Genomic DNA, 21,703 nt, shown 5'->3' on the forward strand with positions numbered 1-21,703 from the left:
AGCGTGCCGCCGCAACACTAGGGCTTTGCCCGCTCGGCCACGCGCGACAGGATCTCGTATCCGATGGTGACGCGCTGATCGACCGGATACGCCTTGTTGGCCAGCAGCACGATGCCGATCCGCTTCTCCGGCACGAAGGCGACATAGGCCGAATAGCCGTTGGTCGAACCGGTCTTGTGGAGGTACGCCGGCTGGTGAGCGCTCGCGGGGCCGTCGATCGGCGTCGCGGCCTCGGCGCGCAGGATCGCCGCGTTGCCGGCCAGCACCTGTTCCAAGGTCGCGGGAAAACGATACTGCTCCCAGACCAGGTCCTGCGTAATGGGCCCCGCGCGAAAGCGCGGAACATGGGTGCGCGCGATCGCCTGGCGCAAGGTGTCGTCGATACGGGCCCCTGGCATGTTGGCTTCGACAAAGGCCACCAGATCGCCGGACGATGAGCGGATGCCATAGGCCGGCTCCCACAGATACCCTTCCTTCATCCGGATCGGCGCATCGGCCGCGGTATAGCCCTGCGCATAGTCGGCTTGCCGCTCGGTGGGCACCTTGAAGTGGCTGTGCTTCATGCCGAGCGGCTCGAACACGATCGTGCGGATCAGCTCGCGGTACGGCCCGCCGAGACGGTTCGCCGCGATTTCGCCAAGCAGGCCGATGCCGTTGTTCGAATACACACGATGCGTGCCGACTGGATACGGCGGCCGCCATTTGGCCAGGAATTCGAGCATGACGCACTCGCTGTCGATCCGCTGCGGCACCGCCAGCGGCAATCCGGATGTATGCGTAGCGAGATGGAGCAGCGTCACCTTGTCGAACGTGCCGCCGCCCAGCGCAGGCAGATGGCGGCTGATCGGATCCTGCAGCGACAGCTTGCCCTTCGCCTCCGCATACGCGGCCAGCGTGGCGGCGAAGATCTTGCTGACCGAGCCGATCTCGAACAGCGTTGTCTCGGTGACAGGCCGGCCGCCTTGCCGTGCGGTCTGTCCATAGTTGAAGAAATAGCGCTTGCCGTCGACCGTCACGCCGACCGCCATGCCCGGAAGCCGATGCTGCGCGATCGCCGGCTTGACGGCGGCATCGACAATCGCCGCCATCCTGGCGGCGTCGGCGTCATCGGCGGCGTGTGCAGTGGGGCTGAGGCTGAGGCAGCCAGCGATGCAAGCGAGAAGGGAGAACAGCAGCGACGATGGCTTCATGGCATGGGAGACGCCGGCTGAACGGCATCGCATGAATCGGGATGGCGGCAGTGTAGGGAATGCCGCAGCCACCGTGTCGGGCCGCGCTGTAACGGCTGTAACCCGCGGGCGAGAAGACAGACAAGGCGGGCGAAGACAAAGGGCGCCGAAACAAAGCGCGCAAAGAAAAAGGGCTTCCAGTGATGGAAGCCCTTCGTATAGGTGGCGCGGCTGGCAGGATTCGAACCCACGACCCCTTGGTTCGTAGCCAAGTACTCTATCCAACTGAGCTACAGCCGCACGCGAGGGCGCAATTGTATCGCAGTGGCGTGGGAACGCAAGCCCTTTTTTGCGCGCCAATGCTGCGCGCCCATCCTGTCCCCCTCCCCTCACCATCGATAACGGGCACCGATGATGCCGCCCGCATTGCGGCCCGTCTTGACCTTGACCCAGATCTTGACGCCGCCGCGCGTGCTGCCATGCGCGCCGATATTGAACGAGAACAGGCCGCGCAGCAGATCGGTGTCGATGCGGGTGCCGTTGATGTTGATCGTCTTGCGGCTGCTGTCCTGCCACAGGTCGGCCTCGACGAAGGGATAGACGCCGGCGAGCCGCGTCGGTTGCGCGCCGTAGAGCCGCACCGCCAGTCCGGTCGCCCTGTCGTCCGCCGGCATCGCGGCCAGCGCGGGGTTGGGCAGGCCATCGTCGCGCGGCTGAAAGGCAAGCTGGACACGCGGCTGGATCGTGACCCCGCTGCGCGGCAGCACCGCATCGAGCGCCAGCGACAGCGTACGCACGCGCGTATCGACGAACCCGCTGGCGGACGCGGCATCGTCGGCGTGCAGCAGCCAGGTGGGCCGACGCACGCCGTCCTGCACGCCATCGCGCGCGTCGCCGGCCAGCGCCGCGCGAACCGCGCTCTCGGATTCCGCGGCGATCTGCGCCAGCGCGGATCGTGATGGCGACATGGAGGACATGGAAGGCGATGGCGACGCGGATGACGGCGGCAACGCGGCCAGCAGTACCTGCTCCGACGATGGTGTCGAAGATTCGGGGAGGGGGATGTCGGGAACGGATGCTTCCGCGGTGGAGGCAGCCGGCCTGAAGGCCTCAGGCGGTGGTGAGGTCGAAGCGGGGCCCAGCGCGGCCAGCAGCGCGGCGGCCTCTTCCTCGCCCAATGGCTGCCATCCGAACACGGCATCGCCGCCGGGCGGTCCGCTCTCGGCCTGCGCGATCGCGGTCACCAGGATGGCGACGCAGGAACCGTAGCGCCATCGCCGACAGCGGCAGGTCCCTCGATGGTTGGTGCCCACGCAAGCCCGGCCAGCGGCAACGCCGGTCTTCCTCTCTCTCGACAACAAGACCATGTCCATGGCGACCACCCTCGGGCTGATGTCAGCGTGCCCGATTTGATCTGAGCATAGGTCAAAGGCAAGGCAACCGTTAGGGGCGAAGACGCGGGGAATGCCGGCACGCGCGCGCATCGGCATTGACGCCGACATCGCGACGCGCACGCACTGAAACGGCGCGCCGCGATACGGAATCGAGGGCGAGGCAGCAGGGCAATGCGGGGGACAATGCGGGAGTCGATGCCGCGCGAAAACGCGGGCGAAAAAAAAAGAAGGCCGTCGCGATTTGCAACGGCCTTCTCTTCAGGATTTTGGTGCCCAGGAGAGGACTCGAACCTCCACAGTGTTGCCACCGCTAGGACCTGAACCTAGTGCGTCTACCAATTCCGCCACCTGGGCTTCGTTCGCCGCTTCCGTGTCTTGCGTCACGTTTGCTGCGATGCGAAGACCGCAATTATGCAGATCGGATCGATGGTCGTCAACACCTTCGCGCAAGAAATATTTACCTCGGCGCCGACGGACGCTGCGCCGCCGCGCCGCCGCCGCGGAAGTCGACCCGCTCGGGCCTGCCCGGCAAGCGCAGCGCGGCCGTGGCCGGCGGCGTGCTGGCGATGACCTTGCCCGCCCGCAGCACCAGCAGGCGGGTCGCGCGCAGGCGCAGCGCCTCGACCGGGTCGGCCGCCTGCAGCAGCACCAGGTCGGCACGGCAGCCGGGCGCGATGCCGTAGTCGGACAAGCCGAGAATCCGGGCCGGGGTCTCGGTGACCGCGTCGAAGCAGGCGCGCATCGCCTGCTGGCCGGTCATCTGCGCGACATGCAGGCCCATGTGGGCGACCTCGAGCATGTCGCCCGAGCCCAGCCCATACCAGGGGTCCATCACGCAGTCGTGGCCGAAGGCGACCGGCACCCCGGCGGCCAGCAGCTCGGGCACGCGCGTCATGCCGCGCCGCTTCGGGTAGCTGTCGTGCCGGCCCTGCAGCGTGATGTTGATCAGCGGGTTGGCGATCGCCGCCATGCCGGCCTCGCGCATCAGCGGCAGCAGCTTGGACACGTAGTAGTTGTCCATCGAATGCATCGAGGTCAGGTGCGAGCCGGCCACCCTGCCCTGCAGGCCGAGCCGCACCGTTTCGGCGGCCAGCGTCTCGACGTGCCGCGACATCGGATCGTCGGTCTCGTCGCAGTGCATGTCGACGGGCAGCCCGCGCTCGGCGGCCAGTTCGCACAGCAGCCGTACCGACGCCGCGCCATCGGCCATGGTCCGCTCGAAATGCGGAATGCCGCCGACCACCTGCACGCCCATGTCGAGCGCGCGCTTCAGATTGTCGAGCGCACCGGCGCTGCGCAGCACGCCATCCTGCGGAAAGGCCACCAGTTGCAGATCGAGGTAAGGCCTGACTTGCTCGCGCACGTGCAGCAGCGCCTCGACCGCGAGCAGGCGCGGGTCGCAGACGTCGACATGCGAGCGGATCGCCAGCAGCCCCCGCGCCACCGCCCAGTCGCAATACGCGAGTGCGCGCTCGACCAGCGCCTGCTGCGTCAGCTGCGGTTTGAGTTCGCCCCACAGCGCGATGCCCTCGAGCAAGGTGCCCGACGCGTTCACGCGCGGCAGTCCATGCGACAGCGTCGAGTCCATATGGAAATGCGCGTCGACGAACGGCGGCGACACCAGCTGGCCCGCCGCATCGATCTGCTCGGCCGCCTGCGCCGGCAGCGCCGGTTCGACCGCAACGATGCGGCCCTGGGCGATGCCGATATCGATGCCGGTGCGGCCGTCGGGCAGATTGCAGTTGCGAACGATCAGGTCGAGCATGTCCGAGTCTCCGTTGCCCGCGTGCCGCGCGCACGCCGTGGGGCCCGCGCCGGTGCGGGCGGCGTCAGACCGCAGCCCCGCAGCACCAATGTCACCAGATGCTCGGTGGCCCGCTCGTAATCGCGCCGCTCCAGCCGCTGCACCCCGAGCACGGCACAGATCTGGGCCTCGAAATCGGCATAGGTCTGCGTCGCGGCCCAGATCGTGAAGAACAGATGGCTCGGATCGATCTGCGCCATCCGTCCCGCCGCAATCCAGCCGTGGATCACCAGCGATTTCCGCCCCACCAGGTTGCGCAGCGCGTCGCGCAACACGTCGCCAATCTCGGGCGCGCCATGCAGCAGCTCGTTGGCGAATACGCGGGAAGCGTCGGGATAGCGCGCCGACAGCCGCATCTTGGCGCGGATGTATTGCTCGAGCGCGGCCTCGGGCGAGCGCTCGGCGCTGATGATGTCGGCCTGCGACAGCCACAGGCGCAGCGTGTTGGCGAGCACCGCGCGATAGAGCGCCTGCTTGGTGCGGAAGTAGTAGTGCAGATTCGACTTGGGCACGCCGGCGCGCACGGCGATCTCCGCCATAGTCGCACCCGCGAAGCCGGCCCGCGCGAACACGCCTTCGGCCGCGCGCAGGATGCGGGCTTCGTTGCGCTGCCGGATCCGTCCGGCGCTGCCATCCCGCCCGGCCGGTGCCTGCAGGCGGGCGGCGGAAGCTAACGCGTCCATGGCCGGATCCGGCATGAAGCCGGCAACGCCCGCGCGGCCGCGGCCGCAGCCGCGGCGTCAGCGCGTGCCGTACAGCCGGTCGCCCGCATCGCCCAGCCCCGGCACGATGTAGCCGTGCTCGTTCAACTGCTCGTCGATCGCGGCGGTGACGATGGCCACGTCCGGATGCGCCGCCTGCAGGGCCCGCAAACCCGGGCGCGACGCGATCAGGCAGACGTATTTGAGCGCGGTGACGCCGGCCTCCTTCAGGCGGTTCAGCGCCGCGATCGCGGAATTGCCGGTCGCCAGCATCGGGTCGACCACGATCACCTGCCGCTCCTGGATATCGTCGGGCATCTTGAAGTAGTACTCGATCGGCTCGAGCGTCTCCGGGTCGCGGTACAGGCCGATATGGCCCACGCGCGCGGCGGGCAACAGGTCGAGCATGCCGTCCAGAAAGCCGTTGCCGGCGCGCAGGATCGACACCAGGCACAGCTTCTTGCCGGACAGCATCGGCGACTGCATCGGCGCGATCGGCGTCCTGATCGCCACGGTCTCCATCGCCAGATCGCGCGTGGCCTCGTAAGTCAGCAGCTGCGCGATCTCGCGCACCAGGCGGCGGAAGTTGTCCGTGGTGGTGTCCTCGCTGCGCACCAGCGTGACCTTGTGCTGCACCAGCGGGTGGTCGACCACCATCACCGACGCGGCAGCCGGCGCGATGGGCGGCATGCCCGCCGGGAGTCCCGTGGACCGCGCCACGGACGGATCGACGGACAGATCGGCAGACAGGGCGGTCATGGTGGCTCTCCTCGGTGCGGCCGTGGCCGGATGGGGCCGGTGCGGCGCGGTGCAGCGTGGTACGAAGCGGCGTGCAGGCGCGGCGCGATCGGCGTCCCGCGCCTGGCACGGACGCCGGGAATCAGAACACGGTGCCGTCGCTGTCGATCGCGAACGGCGGCGGGCCGCCCGGCCGGCGCTTGGCGGCGATGCGCCGGCCCGCCGCCCAGGTACCGCCCTCCAGCACGCGCGCCAGCGGGAAGGCCTCGGCGGACAGGCCCAGCGCCTGCCGCACCGCATCGCCGACCAGATCCAGGCCGGTCACCGTCAGCGCGCGCCATTCGACGATGGCGGGCTCGTCGACCCGGTGCACCGCGTCGGCAAAGCCGGCATCGCGCGGCACCATCAGCTCGAAGTCGTACAGCAGACCGCCGTTGCGATATTCGGGCAGGCCGGTCAGCGCATCGAGCCCGGTCACCGTCAGGCCGCCGTCTTCGAGCGGCTCGAGCAGCGAATAGGTCAGCCACTGCGTCAGCTTGTGGAAGGGCACCAGGCCGTCGGGGCTGGCCGGATGACGCCAGCAATCGCCGAGCGACACGCCCTCCAGCTGCAGCCGCCCCGGCCAGACGGGGCCGAGGGCGACCAGCAGCGTGCGCAGCACGAAGGCCGCGTCGATGCGCCCGCCGCTGGCATGCGCCTTCAGATAGTCGAACAGATTGCCCAATCTTGCCGGCTCGCCGAACACGGCCGGCGTCGCCTGCGCGACCTTGCCAAGCCGGCGCAGCAAACCCGCGCGGCCATCGAGGCCGATCAGCGGATTGTGTTGCGCGACCTGGAATGCAGTGGCCAGCGTCGAGGCATCGATCTGCGCCAGCCGGGCGGCATCGGAGCGCAGCGGCTCGTCGGGCGTGGCCGAAAAACCGCCGCGCGCGAACAGATCGAAGCTGGCCACGCCGAGCCCCTCGGAGCGGCTCAGGCTCAGGTCGCTGGCGGGATCGCGATAGCGCCAGTCCGGGCCCGCGCCCGCGTCGAGCAGCACGCTCGGAATCACCAGGTCGATGCCGATGCGCGCGCGTTCTTCGCGCTGGTCGTCGCCGGTCAGCGCCGCGCGTTCGCACAGGATGCCCCAGCGGTCGCGCAGCTCGCCCGGCCCGCCGCTTTCGAAATGGCGCCAGCGGCTGTGGTATGGCACCTGCAGATCGCGGTAGCGAGAGCGGACGGTGGTGGCCACATAGTCGGCGATCGCCGCGATCCGCTCCGGATGCCAGCTGAACCACTGCGAATCGCCGGCCGCCACCGCAGCGGTGACCGCGGCGCAGCGCGCCCGCACTGCCTGCGCCGTCAACAACGCCGAAGCCGGATGATCCGGTTCGACCCAGCTTTGCCAGCCCTCGCGCGAAGCACGGGGTTGCCCACCCGCGCCCATCGATGCTGCATCGTTTCGTTCTGTCATTCGTCCAGTCCCCTGCCCTTGGCCACCGTCAGTTCGGTGGCGTCCGGCGGTGTGTAACGGGTGAAATAGCCCGCCGCCACCTTGGCGTCGATCTCCACCCGGGCATCGGCGGGAATCAGCGCATCGGGAATCGGCACCTGCTCGACGACTTCGATTCCCTGCGCCACCAGCGCGCCGTGTTTCATATTGCTCATCGAGGCCCAGCGGTCAATGCGACGGATGCCCAGCCAATGGAAGACATCGGGCATCAGCTCCTGAAAGCGCATGTCCTGCACGCCGGCCACGCATTCGGTCCGCGCGAAATACGTTTCGGCGCGGTCGCCCCCGACCTGCCGCTTGCGCGCGTTGTAGACCAGGAATTTGGTGACCTCGCCCAGTGCGCGGCCTTCCTTGCGGTTGTAGACCACCAGCCCGACGCCGCCCTGCTGGGCCATCTCGATGCAGACCTCGACGCCGTGCGCCAGATACGGGCGGCACGTACAAATGTCCGACCCGAAAACGTCCGAGCCGTTGCATTCGTCGTGCACGCGGCAGGCCACCGGGGTCTGCGGCTTGCCCAGCTGGCTGACGTCGCCGAAGAAATACAGCGTCATGCCGCCGATCGGCGGCAGAAAGACCTTCAGATCGGGCCGCGTCACCAGTTCGGGGAACATGCCGCTGGTCTGCTCGAACAGGCTGCGGCGCAGCACGCTCTCCTTGATGCCGAAGCGGCGCGCCATGCCGGGCAGATACCAGACGGGATCGACGGCGGCCTTGGTGACCCGCACATCGCCGTTGGCAAACAGGATCCTGCCGTCGGGAATCAGGCGGCCGGCGACGATCGCCGCCATCAGTTCGGGCATGTTGATATGGGCGCGGGTGACCGCGATGGTCGGCCGGATATCGACGCCGGCGGCGATGCGGTCGGCGAAGACGGTCGATACCAGATGACCCCACGGGTCCAGCGAGACGATCTTGTCGGGATCGGCCCATTGCGGATGCGGGCCGATCGGCTCGGCCGGCGCGGTGTCGGTCAGATCGGGCCGATGGTCGCGCTGCAGGGTGCCGGATGCCACCGCCAGCGCGCGATAGACCGCGTAGGCACCGGCATGCGTCCCGATCACGTTGCGATGCGCCGGATTGGTCAGCGTCGCGATCACGGGGCCGCGCTCCGCTGCGGTCGGCGCCCCCCACAGGATCGGCTCGGCCGGCTTGTCGCGGCGTGCGTGCGAGGTCAGGACGATGTGATCGGACATGGCAGCCTCGAGCGTGAATCCTGACCAAGCGGTCAGGTTTACTCGATGGTAGGCAATCCCCATGCCAAGCGCGTATGGGCGTTTTCCCCTTTTGAGTACGCCGGCTCACGAACTGCGGCACAACAACGGTTCATGCAGCGCCCACGTATCGTGCGGCGCCGCCGCTGTTGCACATCGGCAACGCAGACTAGCCGGCCATGCTGGTGCGGTCGCGCAACAACCACTTGCCCAGTGAAGCGAAAGGATCGCGCGATTCGACATATCGGTAAAAAAGCGCACCCGCAACGTTGCTGGCCAGCCACGCCATCGCCATGCCCGCGGCGTTGAGCCACGGCATGCCGGGCGCCACTTGCGACATCACGCTGTTGACCAGCAGGCAGACCGGGAAGTGCACCAGGAACACCGAATAAGAGATGGTGCCGAACGCGGCGAAGACCCGGCCGCGCGGCCAGTCCGCCAGCCAGCCGCCGCGTCGTCCGACCGCCAGCCATAGCGTCACCACCAGCGCCAATGCGATGCGCGAGCGCATGTCTACCATCAGCGCGGCGATGCCGACCGCGGCGAGCGCCGCCAGCCATCCGCCGGAGCGCCCGGGGTTCGAAGCCCAATAGCCCAGCACGCCGAGCCCGTAGGCGCCGAAGAAATAGATCGCCCACATGTCCCAGTCCGCATCCCGGTTGAACCAGAACAGCGAGGCCAGCCCGAGGGCCGCCACCATTGCCGCGGCGGCACGGACGCGCCAGGCCGCCGGCAGCTGGCGCGCCAGCCATAGCGTCAGCAACAGCAGCCCGAACAGCTGGAAATCGATCGCGACGTACCAGACACCTGCCGACAGCGCGTCGATATCGAGCACGTCGTGCAACAGCAGCAGATGCGCCAGCAGCTGGCCCCACTGCGGCGGCGCAGGGATCGAGGAATGGGTCATGCCCTGTCGCGCCAGCGCTGCCGCGGCGACGGCCAGGCCGATGGCCGCGGCAAACGGCGCCACCAGCTTGCGGTAGCGCCGCAGCAACGCCGCCAGCGGCCGCGACGTGCGCAGCACGCCGTCCGGCGCCAGGCTGCGCGCCGCCAGGAAGCCGCCGATCACCAGGAACAGCTGGACCGCGATGCGCGCGTAGTCGGACAGCCAGTCGATCAGGACCGGGGCCAGGGAATGGGCCGCGTCGGACATGGGCCCGTAGAAGGCCAGATGGTGCAGCACGATCAGCTGCGAGCCGATGGCCTTCAGCGCATCGATGCCGGCCAGGCGCGCGGGTTGGGAAGACATGGGTGACAAAACGGAACCGAACGGGAATCGCCGCCCAGCTCCGACGCGCCCGTGCGCGACGCGACACCGGACCGCGTGGGCGGCGATTGTACCCGGGAGCAGGTGCAGACGCCGGCATATTGCCGCCCCACACCGCCCCATCGCGGCTCCGTCGTCACACGGAACCTAGGGTATTTACTTATGACGAAGTTGTCCTTCCCCGGGGCCGCCCCTATCGCTACCCTTTGGTCTTTGCTGTTTTCTATCGCCTCGCCATGCTGTCTTTCCCCCGCTCTCTCCGTCGCTCCGTCCGTTCGTTCGGCCTGGCTCTGTTCGCCGCCACCCTGCTCGGCGGCGCCATCGCCCCCGCCTGGGCGGCCGGCGATGCGCTGCACGGGCCGGTGCTCGACAAGATCCGCTCCAGCGGCACCATCGTGCTCGGCTACCGCGAGTCCGCGCTGCCGTTTTCGTTTGCCGACGACAAGGGGCAGCCTGCCGGCTACGCGGTCGACCTGTGCCTGCGCGCTGCCGAGGGCGCGCGCCAGGCGCTGGGTCTGAAGGATCTGAGCGTGCGCTGGATGCCGCTGACCCCGCAGAACCGCATCCCCGCCATCGTCAATGGCCTGGTCGACCTGGACTGCGCGCCGAACACCAACACGCTGGAGCGCCAGAAGCAGGTCGCCTTCAGCGTCTCGCACTATGTGTCGACGGTACGGATGCTGGTGCGCGCCGATTCGGGCATCGATTCGCTGGACGACCTGCGCGGCAAGACCGTGGTGACCAGCGCCGGCTCCACCGGAGACCGCCACGTGCGCCGGCTCAAGGGCCAATACGGCTATCGCGACGTCTACGCCAAGGACCACGGCGAATCGTTCCTGCTGCTCGAGTCGGGCCGTGCCCAGGCCTTCGTGATGGACGACGTGCTGCTGGCCGGCCTGCGCGCGCGCGCCAAGGACCCGTCGCAATTCGTGATCGTGGGCCCCGCGCTGTCGATCGAGCAGAACGCGCTGATGATGTCGAAGGCGGACCCGGCATGGAAACGCCTGGTCGACGAGACGCTGGCCGGCGTCTATCGCGGCCCGCAGATCGAGACGCTGCAGCAGCGCTGGTTCCAGAAGCCGATCGGCGGACGCGGCATCAACTTGGCGCTGGCGCCCTCCACGGAGGTCCGCGAGGCGTGGAAGCATCCGTCCGACGCCGTCACCGAATAGGCGCCTACCCGAGCCCAAGGCTCGGGCAAATCATGGCTTTCCATGAGCCGGACCGCCCGGCGACGCCCGGTGTGACTCGCTTGACAGCCGCGAGACAGGTTGGAGACACTGGCGCGGGCGGCGCTTTGGCGCCCGCCCTTCGTCAGCCGCCCATCCGATGAGCGGCAACTTTCGAGGAGACACCATGAGCAAGTTCGTCGCGACGGCCATCGCGCTGTGCATCGGCACCGCCTCGCTGGCGGTGCACGCCCAGAACACCGGCGGCAAGAAGCAGTTCGACCCGTACTCGCAAGGCGCCAAGGCGGGCGACAAATTCGACCCCTACAGCCAGGGGGCCAAAGCCGGCGACAAGTTCGATCCCTATACCCAGGGAACCAACCAGAGCACGCGCGCCGACCTCGCGCCGGGCCAGGACGAAGGCAAGAAGAACGGCCACAACAAGGCGAAGAAGGCCAAGCCCGCCAAGCCGGCCAACTGATATCGGAACGACGGGCCTGCCCGGGGGCGGCCCGACCCGATGCGAATTCCCGAACCCGCTGCGTGCGGGTTTTTTTGCGTCCCCGTTTTGCGTGCCAGGCTTGCGGACGTGAACCAGGGACGGCACGGCGCCCCTGCAAGTGCAATAAAAGGCACAGGACATATGTCCCGACCCGCGCAGAACCGGCCCGGCGGGCCCGTGTAGGACATTTTTCGGTATCAGCCGTCATAGCTTTCGCACAAAATGCGAACTTCGCCGTTGACATAGGCGTCGTATGCACCACACGGAGCGCAGCGCTCCGTCACGGCTTGTCAGCAAGCGGCCCCGGCCGCGCAGCAATCGTTTCAGGAGTTTCATGCGTCGTTTCCCGACCACGCGCGCCGCCGGTTTGTCCGCGGCGGTGATTGCCCTGGTCGTCCTCTATATCGTCCTGCTCTGGTTCGGGACGCTGGACGCCCGCCATCTGTTGCGCTCCGACGAAGGCCGCTACGCCGAGATCGCGCGCGAGATGTTCGCCAGCGGCGACTGGGTCACGATCCGCTACAACGGCGTCAAGTATTTCGAGAAGCCGCCCTTTCACCTGTGGGTGACCGCGCTGACCTATGCCGCCTTCGGCCTGGGCGAGTGGCAGGCGCGGTTGTGCGTGGCGCTGTCCGGCTTTGTCGGGCTGCTGGCGTCGATGTGGGCGGCCGGCCGCTGGTTCGGCCCGCGCGCCGGCTGGCTGACGGGGCTGGCGCTGGCCGCGGCGCCGATGTGGAGCGTCGCCGCGCACTTCAATTCGCTGGACATGACGCTGGGCGGTGCGCTCGCCTGCGTGCTGGCCTGCATGCTGCTGGCGCAGCACCCCGACACCACGCCGGCGGCGCGGCGCGGCTGGATGCTGGGCTGCTGGACCGCGATGGGCGTCGCCATCCTGACCAAGGGACTGATCGGCATCGCACTGCCGGGGCTGGTGCTGGTCGTCTACACCGCCATCACCCGCGACTTCGCCCTGTGGCGGCGGCTGCATCTGCTGTGGGGCGTCGCGCTGCTGCTGGCGATCACGGTGCCGTGGTTCTGGCTGATCGCCGAGCGCAATCCCGAATTCCTGCGGTTCTTCTTCATCCACGAGCACTGGCAGCGCTATACGACCAGCGTGCATCATCGCCAGGGGCCGGTGTGGTACTTCGTGCCCTTGCTGCTGGCCGGCTTTCTGCCGTGGCTGGCGCTGGTGCCAGGCATCTGGCGTGCCGTGCGCCGTGAACGGTCCGAGCTCGCGCAGACGGCCAGCGCCGTTCCGCTGCGTCCGGCCCTGCTGATGCTGGTCTGGGCCGCCGCCATCTTCGTCTTCTTCAGCCTGTCGAACTCCAAGCTGCCCGGCTATATCGTGCCGATCTTCCCGGCGCTGGGCATGCTGGCCGGCATCGCGCTCGATCGCGTCGACGACACCGCGTGGCGGCGCCTGCTGCTGCTGATGCTGGCCGTCTCGCTGCTTGGGCTGGCGGCCACGCCGGTGGTCGCGACGCTCGATTCGGACAACACCCCGAACGCCTATTACCGCGTGTTCGCGCTGTGGATCGGCGCCGCCTTCGTCGTGATGTTCGCGGGCGTGCTGCTCGCGCAATGGATGGCCCGCCGCAACGGCAGGCTGGCCAGCATCGTGGTCTATGGCGTGGCGATGTACACCAGCTTCACGGTCGCGCTGCTCGGCCACGAAGTGATGGGCCGTCGCACCTCGGGCATCGATCTGGTGCCGGCGATTCAGCGGGTACTGAAGGATGACATGCCGTTCTACGGCGTCGGCATGCTCGACCACACGGTGCCCTTCTACCTGCGTCATCCGCTGACGCTAGTCTGGCATCCGGACGAGCTGCAGTTCGGCCTGCAGCAGGAGCCGCACAAATGGATTCCGACGATGGAGGCCTTCGAGCAGGTCTGGCGCAACGGCAAGCCCGCGGTGGCGATCATGTCGCCGGAGATGTACACCAGATTGCAGGCTCAGGCGTTGCCGATGTATCGGGTCGCCGAAGACGTGCGCCGTGTCGTCGTCACCAACTTCGCGCCGCCGCCCGCGGCCGCCGCGCCCGCTTCTCCTTCCAACCCATGACGATCACCACCTTCGCTTTCATCCTCACCGGCGTGCTGCTCAACGCCTGCGCGCAGCTGCTGCTCAAGGCCGGCGTCAACGCGGTCGGCGCGATCGCACTGGACCGCAGCACGCTGTTCGACACCGCGCTGCGCGTGCTGGGCCAATGGCCGGTGCTGGCCGGGCTCGGCCTCTACGTCGCCAGCGTGGCGGTGTGGATCGTCGGTCTGTCACGCGTCGATGTATCGATGGCCTATCCCATGCTGTCGCTGGGCTACGTGGTCAATGCGGTCGCCGCCTGGTGGCTGTTCGGTGAGATGATCGGACCATTGCGGATGGCCGGCATCCTGCTGATCCTCGCCGGCGTGTTCCTGATCGCCCGGTCCTGATCTTCCGGTCCTGATCGTCCGCTCCCCGCCCGGTCCTGATCCTTCCTGTCGATGCCCCGTTCCGAAACGCCGATGCCCGCTTCCACGACACCCGCCGAACCGTTCCTGCCCTTCGTCAGGCCCGACATCGACGCCGACGCGATCGCCGCGGTCGGCGAGGTGCTGGCCTCGGGCTGGATCACTTCGGGCCCGAAGATGCAGGCATTCGAGGCCGCGCTGTCGGCCTTGTTCGACGGACGTCCGGTACGCACGTTTGCCAATGGCTCGGCGACGATGGAGATCGCGCTGCGGATCGCCGGCATCGGACCCGGCGACGAGGTGATCACCACCGCGATCACCTGGGTCGCCACCGCCAACGTGATCGTCGCGGTTGGCGCGCACCCGGTCTTCGTCGACATCGATCCGCGCACGCGCAATCTCGATCTCGACGCGGTCGAGGCCGCGATCACGCCGCGGACCCGCGCGATCCTGCCGGTCTATCTGGCGGGCTTGCCGGTCGACATGGATCGTCTCTACGCCATTGCCAACAAGCACGGCCTGCGCGTGATCGAGGACGCCGCGCAGGCGATCGATTCGCGCTGGTGCGGCCGGCGCATCGGCAGCTTCGGCGATCTGGTCAGCTTCAGCTTCCAGGCGAACAAGAACATCACCACCGTCGAAGGCGGCTGCCTGGTGATGAACGACGAGGACGAGGCGCTGCGCGCCGAACGCCTGCGTCTGCAGGGCGTGATCCGCACCGGCATGGACGGCATGGATGTCGAAGTGCCGGGCGGCAAGTTCAACCTGACCGACGTCAATGCCGCGATCGGGCTGGCGCAGCTGCCGCGGCTCGATGCGATCACCGCGCGACGCACTGCGCTGGCGGGCGCCTACCTGGACGCCGCCGCGCGGCATGGCCTGGCCGAGCTCGGCATCGAGCTGCCGGTCGCCGGCGATCCCGCGACAGCGCGGTCGAACTGGCATATGTTTCAAGTGGTACTGCCCGCCGAGCGGCTGCGCGGCGGCCGGGCCGCGGTGATGCAGGCCCTGCGCGAGGCCGGCATCGGCACCGGCGTGCACTACCCCGCGCTGCATCTGTTTACGTACTACCGCTCGCTGGGCTGGCGCGAAGGCATGCTGCCTCACGCGGAGCGCATCGGGCGGGGCATTCTCACGCTGCCGCTCTTCCCGGCCATGCAAGAGGCCGATGTCGAGCGCGTCTGCGCCACGTTGAACGACACATGCAAACGTCTGCTTCCGTAACATCCGAGCTGGTGTCCTGCGCGATGCCGCATCCGCTGCCGAGCCATCCCACGCCTATTCGCGACGAAACCACGCGCGACGACGAGACCGCGCCGCTGCCGGGCCAATCCTCGCCGCCGCGCGCCAGGCCGATCGAGGTCTCGGTGGTGATCCCCGTCTACAACGAGGAGGCCGGTCTGCAGGCGCTGTTCGACCGCCTGTATCCCGCGCTCGACGGCCTGGCCACCAGCTACGAGATCGTCTTCGTCAACGACGGCAGCACCGACCGCTCGGCGCAGATCCTCGCGCGGCAGTTCCGGCAGCGGCCCGAGGTCACGCGCGTGGTGATGTTCAACGGCAATTTCGGCCAGCACATGGCGATCCTGGCCGGCTTCGAGCATGCGCGCGGCCGCATGGTGATCACGCTCGACGCGGACCTGCAGAATCCGCCCGAGGAAATCCCGCGGCTGGTGGAGGCGATTCGCGCCGGCCACGACTATGTCGGCACGATCCGCCGCCAGCGCCATGACAGCGCCTTCCGCCGTGTCGCCTCGTTCGCGATGAACCGGCTGCGCGAACGCATCACGCATATCCGGATGACCGATCAGGGCTGCATGCTGCGCGCGTACGACCGCAGCGTGGTCGATACCATCAATGCCTGCCGCGAGGTCAATACCTTCATCCCGGCGCTGGCCTACACCTTCGCCTCGAATCCGGTCGAGATCGTGGTCGGCCACGAGGAGCGGCATGCGGGCGAATCCAAGTATTCGCTGTACCAGCTGGTGCGCCTGAACTTCGACCTGGTCACCGGCTTCTCGATCGTGCCGCTGCAATGGTTCTCGGTGATCGGCACCGTGCTGTCGCTGCTGTCCGGGGCGCTGTTCGTGGTGCTGCTGGTACGGCGGTTCCTGCTTGGCTCCGAGGTGCAGGGCCTGTTCACGCTGTTCGCGTTCAACTTCTTCCTGGTCGGCATCATGCTGTTCGGCATCGGCCTGCTCGGCGAATACGTGGGCCGCATCTATCAGCAGGTACGCGACCGGCCGCGCTATCGGATCAAGGCGGTTCTCGAGTCGTCGCAGGCCGATGCCGCGCGCGGCGAGAGCGGGCGTCGGTCGCCGGTGGACGAGTTCCACGAGTTCGATGAATTCGGCAACGGCGGCGAGCGCGAGCCGGGCCATCCCGGCGGTCCCCGCCACGACCGGAAACCGCCATGCGCGCCGTAGTGTTCGCCTACCACAACGTCGGCGACCGCTGCCTGCGTGTGCTGCACGCGCGCGGCGTCGAGGTGGCGCTGGTGGTCACGCATCGCGATCGCCCCGACGAGACGATCTGGTTCCGCCGCGTGGCCGACACCGCCGCGGAACTGGGCCTGCGGGTGATCTATGGCGAAGACCCGAGCGATCCGGCGCTGGCCGAAGCCGTCAGGGCCGCGCGGCCCGACATGATCTTCTCGTTCTACTACCGCGCGCTGATTCCGCCGGCCGTGCTGGCGCTGGCCCCGCGCGGCGCGTTCAACATGCACGGCTCGCTGCTGCCGAAATATCGCGGCCGCGTGCCGGTCAACTGGGCGGTGCTGCATGGCGAGACCGAGACCGGTGCGACCCTGCACGCGATGGAGGCAAAGCCCGATGCCGGCGATATCGTCGCGCAGACCGCGGTGCCGATCCTGCCCGACGATACCGCGCAGCAGGTCTTCGACAAGGTCACCGTGGCGGCCGAGCAGACGCTGTGGCAGGTGTTGCCGGCGATGCTGGCCGGCAACACGCCGCGCCGCCCGAACGTGCTGGCCCAGGGCAGCTACTTCTCGGGACGCCGTCCCGAGGACGGCCGCATCGACTGGCAGCAGCCGGCCGCGGCGGTCTACAACCTGATCCGCGCGGTCGCACCGCCCTATCCCGGCGCCTTCACCGAACTGAAGGGCCGCCGCCTGGTAGTCGAGCGCGCGCGCCGCCCGTTGCCGGCCGAGATGCCGCCCAGGCAGGTGCTGGCCGGCCTCCCCCCCGGTCTGCACGTGGTCGACTGCCGCATCGTCGGCCTGTGCGGCGACGGCGGTCTGGTGCTGATCCTCGCGCTGTCCGAAGGCAACACGCCGCTCGCGCCTGCTGCCCTCGCCGCGCTGCTGCAGTCTTCCCCCCAAGCCTGAAGTCTGGAAGTCCATGAAGAAAGTCCTGATCCTCGGCGTCAACGGTTTCATCGGCCACCACCTGACGCGACGCATCCTCGAAACCACGTCGTGGGAAGTCTATGGCATGGACATGTCGACGGCCCGCCTCGGCGAGCTGGTCAACCATCCGCGCATGCATTTCTTCGAGGGCGACATCACCATCAACAAGGAATGGATCGAGTACAACATCCGCAAGTGCGATGTCGTGCTGCCGCTGGTGGCGATCGCCACGCCGGCGACCTACGTGCGGCAGCCGCTGCGGGTGTTCGAGCTGGACTTCGAGGCCAACCTGCCGATCGTCCGCGCCGCGGTCAAGTACCGCAAGCACCTGGTGTTTCCGTCGACCTCCGAGGTCTACGGCATGTGCGGCGACGAGGCCTTCGATCCCGAGTCGTCCCCGCTGGTCTACGGGCCGATCAACAAGCCGCGCTGGATCTACGCCTGCTCCAAGCAGCTGATGGACCGCGTCATCCACGCCTACGGCATCGAGCAGGGCCTGAACTACACGCTGTTCCGGCCGTTCAACTGGATCGGGCCGGGACTGGACTCGATCTTCGAATCGAAGGAAGGCAGCTCGCGCGTGGTCACGCAGTTTCTCGGCCATATCGTGCGCGGCGAACCGATCCGGCTGGTCGATGGCGGCGCGCAGCAACGCGCCTTCGCCGATATCTCCGACGGCATCAGCGCGCTGATGCGGATCATCGAGAATCCCGCCGGCATCGCCAGCGGCAAGATCTTCAATATCGGCAACCCGGGCAATGTGCATTCGGTGCGCGAGCTCGCCGAGATGATGCTGCGGATGGCCGCGGACTATCCCGAGTACGCGGAAAGCGCGCGCCATAGCCGCATCCTGGAGACGTCGTCGGGCGAGTTCTATGGCAAGGGCTATCAGGACGTGCAGCACCGCGTGCCGAAGATCGACAACACGATGCAGGAACTCGGCTGGCAGCCGACGGTGACGATGACCGAATCGCTGCGGCGGATCTTCGAGGCCTATCGCGAGAAGGTGATCGAGGCGCGCACGCTGGTCGATTCGGGCAACTAGGCCCACGAAGCAACGGAACGATGGCCACGATCGCCCTGAAGGTCGACGTCGACACGCTGCGCGGCACGCGCGAAGGCGTGCCGACGCTGATCGCCCTGCTGCGCGAGCACGATGCCCGCGCGACCTTCCTGTTCAGCCTCGGCCCCGACCATACCGGCTGGGCGCTGCGGCGCGTGTTCCGGCCGGGCTTTCTGCAGAAGGTGTCGCGCACCTCGGTGGTATCGCACTACGGCCTGCGCACGCTGATGTATGGCGTGCTGCTGCCTGGCCCGGACATCGGCCTGCGCGCGGCCGACGCGATGCGCGCGGCGCGCGACGCCGGCCATGAATGCGGCATCCATACCTGGGACCACGTCTACTGGCAGGACCATGTGCGCACGCGCGATGCCGGGTGGACCCGTGCGCAGATGCGGCGTGCCTGGCAACGCTTCGAAGCGGTGTTCGGCGAGCCGCCGTCGACGCACGGCGCGGCCGGCTGGCAGATGAATGCGGAAGCGTTCCGGCAGCTCGACGACTGGGGCCTGCGCTATGCGTCGGACGGCCGCGGCGCCGAGCCCTATGTGCCGGTGCTCGACGGCAGCCCGTGCCGCCACGTTCAGCTGCCGACCACATTGCCGACGCTGGACGAATTGATCGGGGCCGACGGCGTCGACGAGGGCAACGTGCACGAGGCGCTGCTGGCGCGCACCGAGGACGGTCGCGACCATGTCTTCACGCTGCATGCGGAACTGGAGGGCGGCAAGCTGGCGCCGGTATTCGAGCGCCTGCTGCAGGGCTGGCGCCGGCAGGGACATCGCCTCGCGCCGCTGGCGACGCTGTACGAGCAGCTCGATCGCGATCGGCTGCCGCACTGGCCGCTGGCCTGGGGCACGGTGCCGGGGCGCAGCGGCGAGCTGATCGTGCAGCGCTGAGGACAGGATCGGAACGTCGGCGAGCGCCGTTGCTCAGCGCAGCCGCCCGGCCAGCCGCAGCCCGTTGAACACCACCAGCAGGCTCGCGCCCATATCGGCGAACACCGCCATCCACATCGTGCCGAGGCCCGCCACGGTCAGCGCGAGGAACACCGCCTTGATGCCGATCGCCAGCGCGATATTCTGCGTCAGCACTGCGCCGGTGCGGCGCGACAGCCGGATAAAGGCCGGGATCTTGCGCAGGTCGTCGTCCATCAGCGCGACGTCGGCGGTCTCGATCGCGGTGTCGGTGCCGGCCACGCCCATGGCGAAACCGATGTCGGCACGCGCCAGCGCCGGCGCATCGTTGATGCCGTCGCCGACCATGCCGACCCGTCCCTGCCTGGCGCCCTGCCCTGTCGACGCCTGCGCGGTCAGCGCCGCGACCGCCTCGGCCTTGTCCTCCGGCAGCTGATTGCCGCGCGCCTCGTCGATGCCGACCTCGGCGGCGATGGCTTGCGCGGTATGCGGGTTGTCGCCGGACAGCATCATCGTGCCGACGCCGAGCGCATGCAGTTCGGCGATGGCGTCGCGGCTGTTCTGCTTGACGGTGTCGGCGACCGAAAACAGCGCCTGCACGCCAGCATTGGCCGCGCCCGCGTCGCCGCCCGCCAGCAGCACCACGGTCCGGCCCTGACGTTCGATCGCCTCCAGCCGCGCCTCCAGCGCTTCGGAGCACAGCCCCATCTCGTGGATCAGCCGATGGTTGCCGAGCCAGTACTGGTGGCCGCCGACCTTGCCCGTGACGCCGCGGCCCGGCAGCGCCTCGAAGTCCTGCACCGGGCGCGGTTCGACGCCATCGCGCCGCGCCGCCGCGGCGACCGCTGCCGAGACCGGATGGTCCGAACGCGTCGCCAGGCTGGCCGCGATCGCGCGGGCGTCCTCCGGCGCGCCGGGCAACAGCGCGCAATCGATCTGCTGCGGCCGGCCGTGCGTGATGGTGCCGGTCTTGTCCAGCGCGAGCCAGCGCAGCGATTTGCCCTGCTCCAGATAGACGCCGCCCTTGATCAGGATGCCGTGGCGCGCGGCCGCGGCCAGCGCGCTGACGATGGTCACCGGCGTGGAGATGACCAGCGCGCAGGGGCAGGCGATCACCAGCAGCACCAGCGCCTTGTAGATCCACTCGAGCCACGCACCGCCCGCCAGCAACGGCGGCAGCACGGCGACCAGCAGCGCGATGACGAAGATCGTCGGCGTGTAGATGCGCGCAAAGCGGTCGACGAAGCGCTGGGTCGGCGCGCGGCTCGCCTGCGCGGCCTCGACCGCATGGATGATGCGTGCCAGCGTCGAATCGGAGGCCGGCGCGGTGACTTCGTATTCGAGCTCGCCGGTCTGGTTGATCGAGCCGGCGAACAGCAGATCGCCCGCCTGCTTGTCGACCGGCACGCTTTCGCCGGTGATCGGCGCCTGGTCCAGCGCAGACTGCCCGCGCAGCACGCGACCGTCGAGCGCGACCCGCTCGCCGGGCCGCAACCGCGCCACCGCGCCCGGGGCGACGCTGTCCGCCGGAACGGTCGACCAGACGCCGTCGGCCTGCAGCACGGTGGCCTGCTCCGGCGCCATCGCCATCAGGCCGCGGATGGCGTGGCGGGCCCGGTCCAGCGACGCCGCCTCGATCCGCTCGGCCAGCGCGAACAGCACCATCACCATCGCCGCTTCGGGCCAATGGCCGATCAGCAGCGCGCCGGTCACGGCGATGCTCATCAGCGCATTGATATTCAGATTGCGGTTGCGCAGCGCGATCCAGCCCTTGCGGTAGGTGCCCAGGCCGGCCAGCGCGATCGCGGCGAGGGCGCAGGCGGCGGGCAGCCAGGGCGTCGCCACGGAGAACCACTCGGCGAGCTCGGCCGCCAGCGCCGCGACGCCGCCCAGCGCCAGCGGCCACCATGGCGTGGCCGGTGCCGGCGCGGCCTGCGCCGCCGACGGAGAGCCGCCGTCGGGCGCCGCCAGCGGCTCGGCCTGCATGCCGACGCTGGCGATCGCCGCCACCAGCGGCTGCTCGGAATCCAGGGTGTGATGCACGGTGAGGATCCGCTGCATCAGATGGAACTGCAGGCCCGCCACGCCCGGCATGCCGCCCAGCTTGCCGCGCAGCAGCGCCTCCTCGGTGGGGCAGTCCATCGCCTCGATGCGAAAGCGCGCGGTGCGGGCGCCGGCCGGTGCCGCCGTTTCGACCGAGGGTGCAGCGATCATGTCGGCACCGCAGGCGCTGCCGCAGCAGGCGGAACTCGGGGTGGGGGGTGTGGCTGGCGCGGCATGACCGTGGTGGGCGTGGCGGTGATCGCCGCAGCCATCATGACCGTGGCCATGGGCGTGCCCATGGGTGTGGGCATGCGTGTGCCCATCGTCATGCACGGGTTGGCCGCAAGCGCCTGCCTTCGAATCGCAGCAGGAGGACGAGGGCGTGGAGGATGGGTCTTCCGGCGAGAGTCTGGCCATC

General features: G+C 68.7%; 19 protein-coding genes and 2 tRNA genes. 10 read left to right on the top strand and 11 right to left on the bottom strand.

All coding sequences use genetic code 11. The annotated features are described in order from the left end of the window. Nucleotides 1-17: 17 nt before the first annotated feature. From ampC to J5T34_RS24145, 3 genes are all read right to left on the bottom strand, one after another. The gene (gene ampC / locus J5T34_RS22375) at nt 18-1,190 is read right to left on the bottom strand and encodes a class C beta-lactamase (protein ID WP_208583065.1); all 1,173 of its coding nucleotides are present in this window, start codon (nt 1,188-1,190) and stop codon (nt 18-20) included. Between the two features lie 202 nt (nt 1,191-1,392). Continuing rightward, nucleotides 1,393-1,469 (bottom strand) — tRNA-Arg (locus J5T34_RS22380). Between the two features lie 89 nt (nt 1,470-1,558). Beyond that, the gene (locus J5T34_RS24145; RefSeq protein ID WP_347880684.1) at nt 1,559-2,137 is read right to left on the bottom strand and encodes a hypothetical protein; all 579 of its coding nucleotides are present in this window, start codon (nt 2,135-2,137) and stop codon (nt 1,559-1,561) included. Between J5T34_RS24145 and J5T34_RS24150 the strand changes: the two genes are divergently transcribed. Next, complete coding sequence (locus J5T34_RS24150; protein WP_347880685.1) at nt 2,136-2,438, top strand: hypothetical protein; 303 nt, start codon at nt 2,136-2,138, stop codon at nt 2,436-2,438. The genes J5T34_RS24145 and J5T34_RS24150 overlap by 2 nt on opposite strands. Nucleotides 2,439-2,830: 392 nt before the next feature. Here J5T34_RS24150 and J5T34_RS22390 read toward each other — a convergent pair. The 7 genes from J5T34_RS22390 to J5T34_RS22420 all read right to left on the bottom strand — a co-directional run bounded on the left by J5T34_RS22390 (nt 2,831) and on the right by J5T34_RS22420 (nt 9,761). Then, nucleotides 2,831-2,917, bottom strand: a tRNA-Leu gene (locus tag J5T34_RS22390). A gap of 103 nt (nt 2,918-3,020) precedes the next feature. Next, nucleotides 3,021-4,328 carry an amidohydrolase family protein gene (locus tag J5T34_RS22395; RefSeq protein WP_208583066.1) on the bottom strand — a complete coding sequence of 436 codons (1,308 nt, stop codon included), beginning with the start codon at nt 4,326-4,328 and terminating at the stop codon, nt 3,021-3,023. Continuing rightward, nucleotides 4,316-5,050 carry a TetR/AcrR family transcriptional regulator gene (locus J5T34_RS22400; protein WP_208583067.1) on the bottom strand — a complete coding sequence of 245 codons (735 nt, stop codon included), beginning with the start codon at nt 5,048-5,050 and terminating at the stop codon, nt 4,316-4,318. The genes J5T34_RS22395 and J5T34_RS22400 overlap by 13 nt, the downstream gene beginning before the upstream one ends. Before the next feature lie 57 nt (nt 5,051-5,107). Continuing rightward, nucleotides 5,108-5,758: a uracil phosphoribosyltransferase gene (gene upp, locus J5T34_RS22405; RefSeq protein WP_244259184.1), complete on the bottom strand. Its 651-nt coding sequence runs from the start codon at nt 5,756-5,758 to the stop codon at nt 5,108-5,110. Between the two features lie 190 nt (nt 5,759-5,948). After that, nucleotides 5,949-7,232, bottom strand: coding sequence for a URC4/urg3 family protein (locus J5T34_RS22410; protein ID WP_208583219.1), 1,284 nt, complete (start codon nt 7,230-7,232; stop codon nt 5,949-5,951). Between the two features lie 23 nt (nt 7,233-7,255). After that, nucleotides 7,256-8,494: a GTP cyclohydrolase II gene (locus J5T34_RS22415; protein ID WP_208583069.1), complete on the bottom strand. Its 1,239-nt coding sequence runs from the start codon at nt 8,492-8,494 to the stop codon at nt 7,256-7,258. 187 nt (nt 8,495-8,681) lie between these two features. Beyond that, complete coding sequence (locus J5T34_RS22420; protein WP_208583070.1) at nt 8,682-9,761, bottom strand: acyltransferase family protein; 1,080 nt, start codon at nt 9,759-9,761, stop codon at nt 8,682-8,684. A 254-nt stretch (nt 9,762-10,015) separates the two neighbouring features. On the opposite strand from J5T34_RS22420, the gene J5T34_RS22425 reads away from it, so the two are divergent. The 9 genes from J5T34_RS22425 to J5T34_RS22465 all read left to right on the top strand — a co-directional run bounded on the left by J5T34_RS22425 (nt 10,016) and on the right by J5T34_RS22465 (nt 19,224). After that, the gene (locus J5T34_RS22425) at nt 10,016-10,951 is read left to right on the top strand and encodes an amino acid ABC transporter substrate-binding protein (RefSeq protein ID WP_208583071.1); all 936 of its coding nucleotides are present in this window, start codon (nt 10,016-10,018) and stop codon (nt 10,949-10,951) included. A 184-nt stretch (nt 10,952-11,135) separates the two neighbouring features. Next, nucleotides 11,136-11,429 carry an amino acid ABC transporter permease gene (locus J5T34_RS22430; protein WP_174107964.1) on the top strand — a complete coding sequence of 98 codons (294 nt, stop codon included), beginning with the start codon at nt 11,136-11,138 and terminating at the stop codon, nt 11,427-11,429. Between the two features lie 355 nt (nt 11,430-11,784). Next, a complete protein-coding gene (locus J5T34_RS22435; protein ID WP_208583072.1) occupies nt 11,785-13,515 on the top strand; it encodes a glycosyltransferase family 39 protein in 1,731 nt (576 codons plus the stop codon). Then, nucleotides 13,512-13,883 (top strand): EamA family transporter, encoded by a 372-nt coding sequence (locus tag J5T34_RS22440; protein WP_208583073.1) that lies wholly within the window; start codon nt 13,512-13,514, stop codon nt 13,881-13,883. The genes J5T34_RS22435 and J5T34_RS22440 overlap by 4 nt, the downstream gene beginning before the upstream one ends. Before the next feature lie 72 nt (nt 13,884-13,955). Then, nucleotides 13,956-15,125, top strand: a complete 1,170-nt coding sequence (locus tag J5T34_RS22445; protein WP_208583074.1) for a DegT/DnrJ/EryC1/StrS family aminotransferase — start codon at nt 13,956-13,958, stop codon at nt 15,123-15,125. Further along, on the top strand, nt 15,104-16,327 hold the full coding sequence (locus J5T34_RS22450) for a glycosyltransferase (RefSeq protein ID WP_244259151.1): 1,224 nt from the start codon (nt 15,104-15,106) through the stop codon (nt 16,325-16,327). The genes J5T34_RS22445 and J5T34_RS22450 overlap by 22 nt, the downstream gene beginning before the upstream one ends. Beyond that, nucleotides 16,315-17,247: a formyltransferase gene (locus J5T34_RS22455; protein ID WP_208583075.1), complete on the top strand. Its 933-nt coding sequence runs from the start codon at nt 16,315-16,317 to the stop codon at nt 17,245-17,247. Before J5T34_RS22450 ends, J5T34_RS22455 begins: the two co-directional genes overlap by 13 nt. A gap of 13 nt (nt 17,248-17,260) precedes the next feature. Then, nucleotides 17,261-18,313, top strand: coding sequence for a bifunctional UDP-4-keto-pentose/UDP-xylose synthase (locus J5T34_RS22460; RefSeq protein ID WP_208583076.1), 1,053 nt, complete (start codon nt 17,261-17,263; stop codon nt 18,311-18,313). A 20-nt stretch (nt 18,314-18,333) separates the two neighbouring features. Continuing rightward, nucleotides 18,334-19,224: a polysaccharide deacetylase family protein gene (locus J5T34_RS22465; RefSeq protein WP_208583077.1), complete on the top strand. Its 891-nt coding sequence runs from the start codon at nt 18,334-18,336 to the stop codon at nt 19,222-19,224. A gap of 33 nt (nt 19,225-19,257) precedes the next feature. Here J5T34_RS22465 and J5T34_RS22470 read toward each other — a convergent pair whose 3' ends face one another. After that, nucleotides 19,258-21,702, bottom strand: coding sequence for a heavy metal translocating P-type ATPase (locus tag J5T34_RS22470; RefSeq protein ID WP_208583078.1), 2,445 nt, complete (start codon nt 21,700-21,702; stop codon nt 19,258-19,260). Nucleotide 21,703: the final 1 nt, after the last annotated feature.

The sequence above is a fragment of the Cupriavidus gilardii genome (assembly GCF_017598945.1).
GTDB lineage: Bacteria > Pseudomonadota > Gammaproteobacteria > Burkholderiales > Burkholderiaceae > Cupriavidus > Cupriavidus gilardii_E.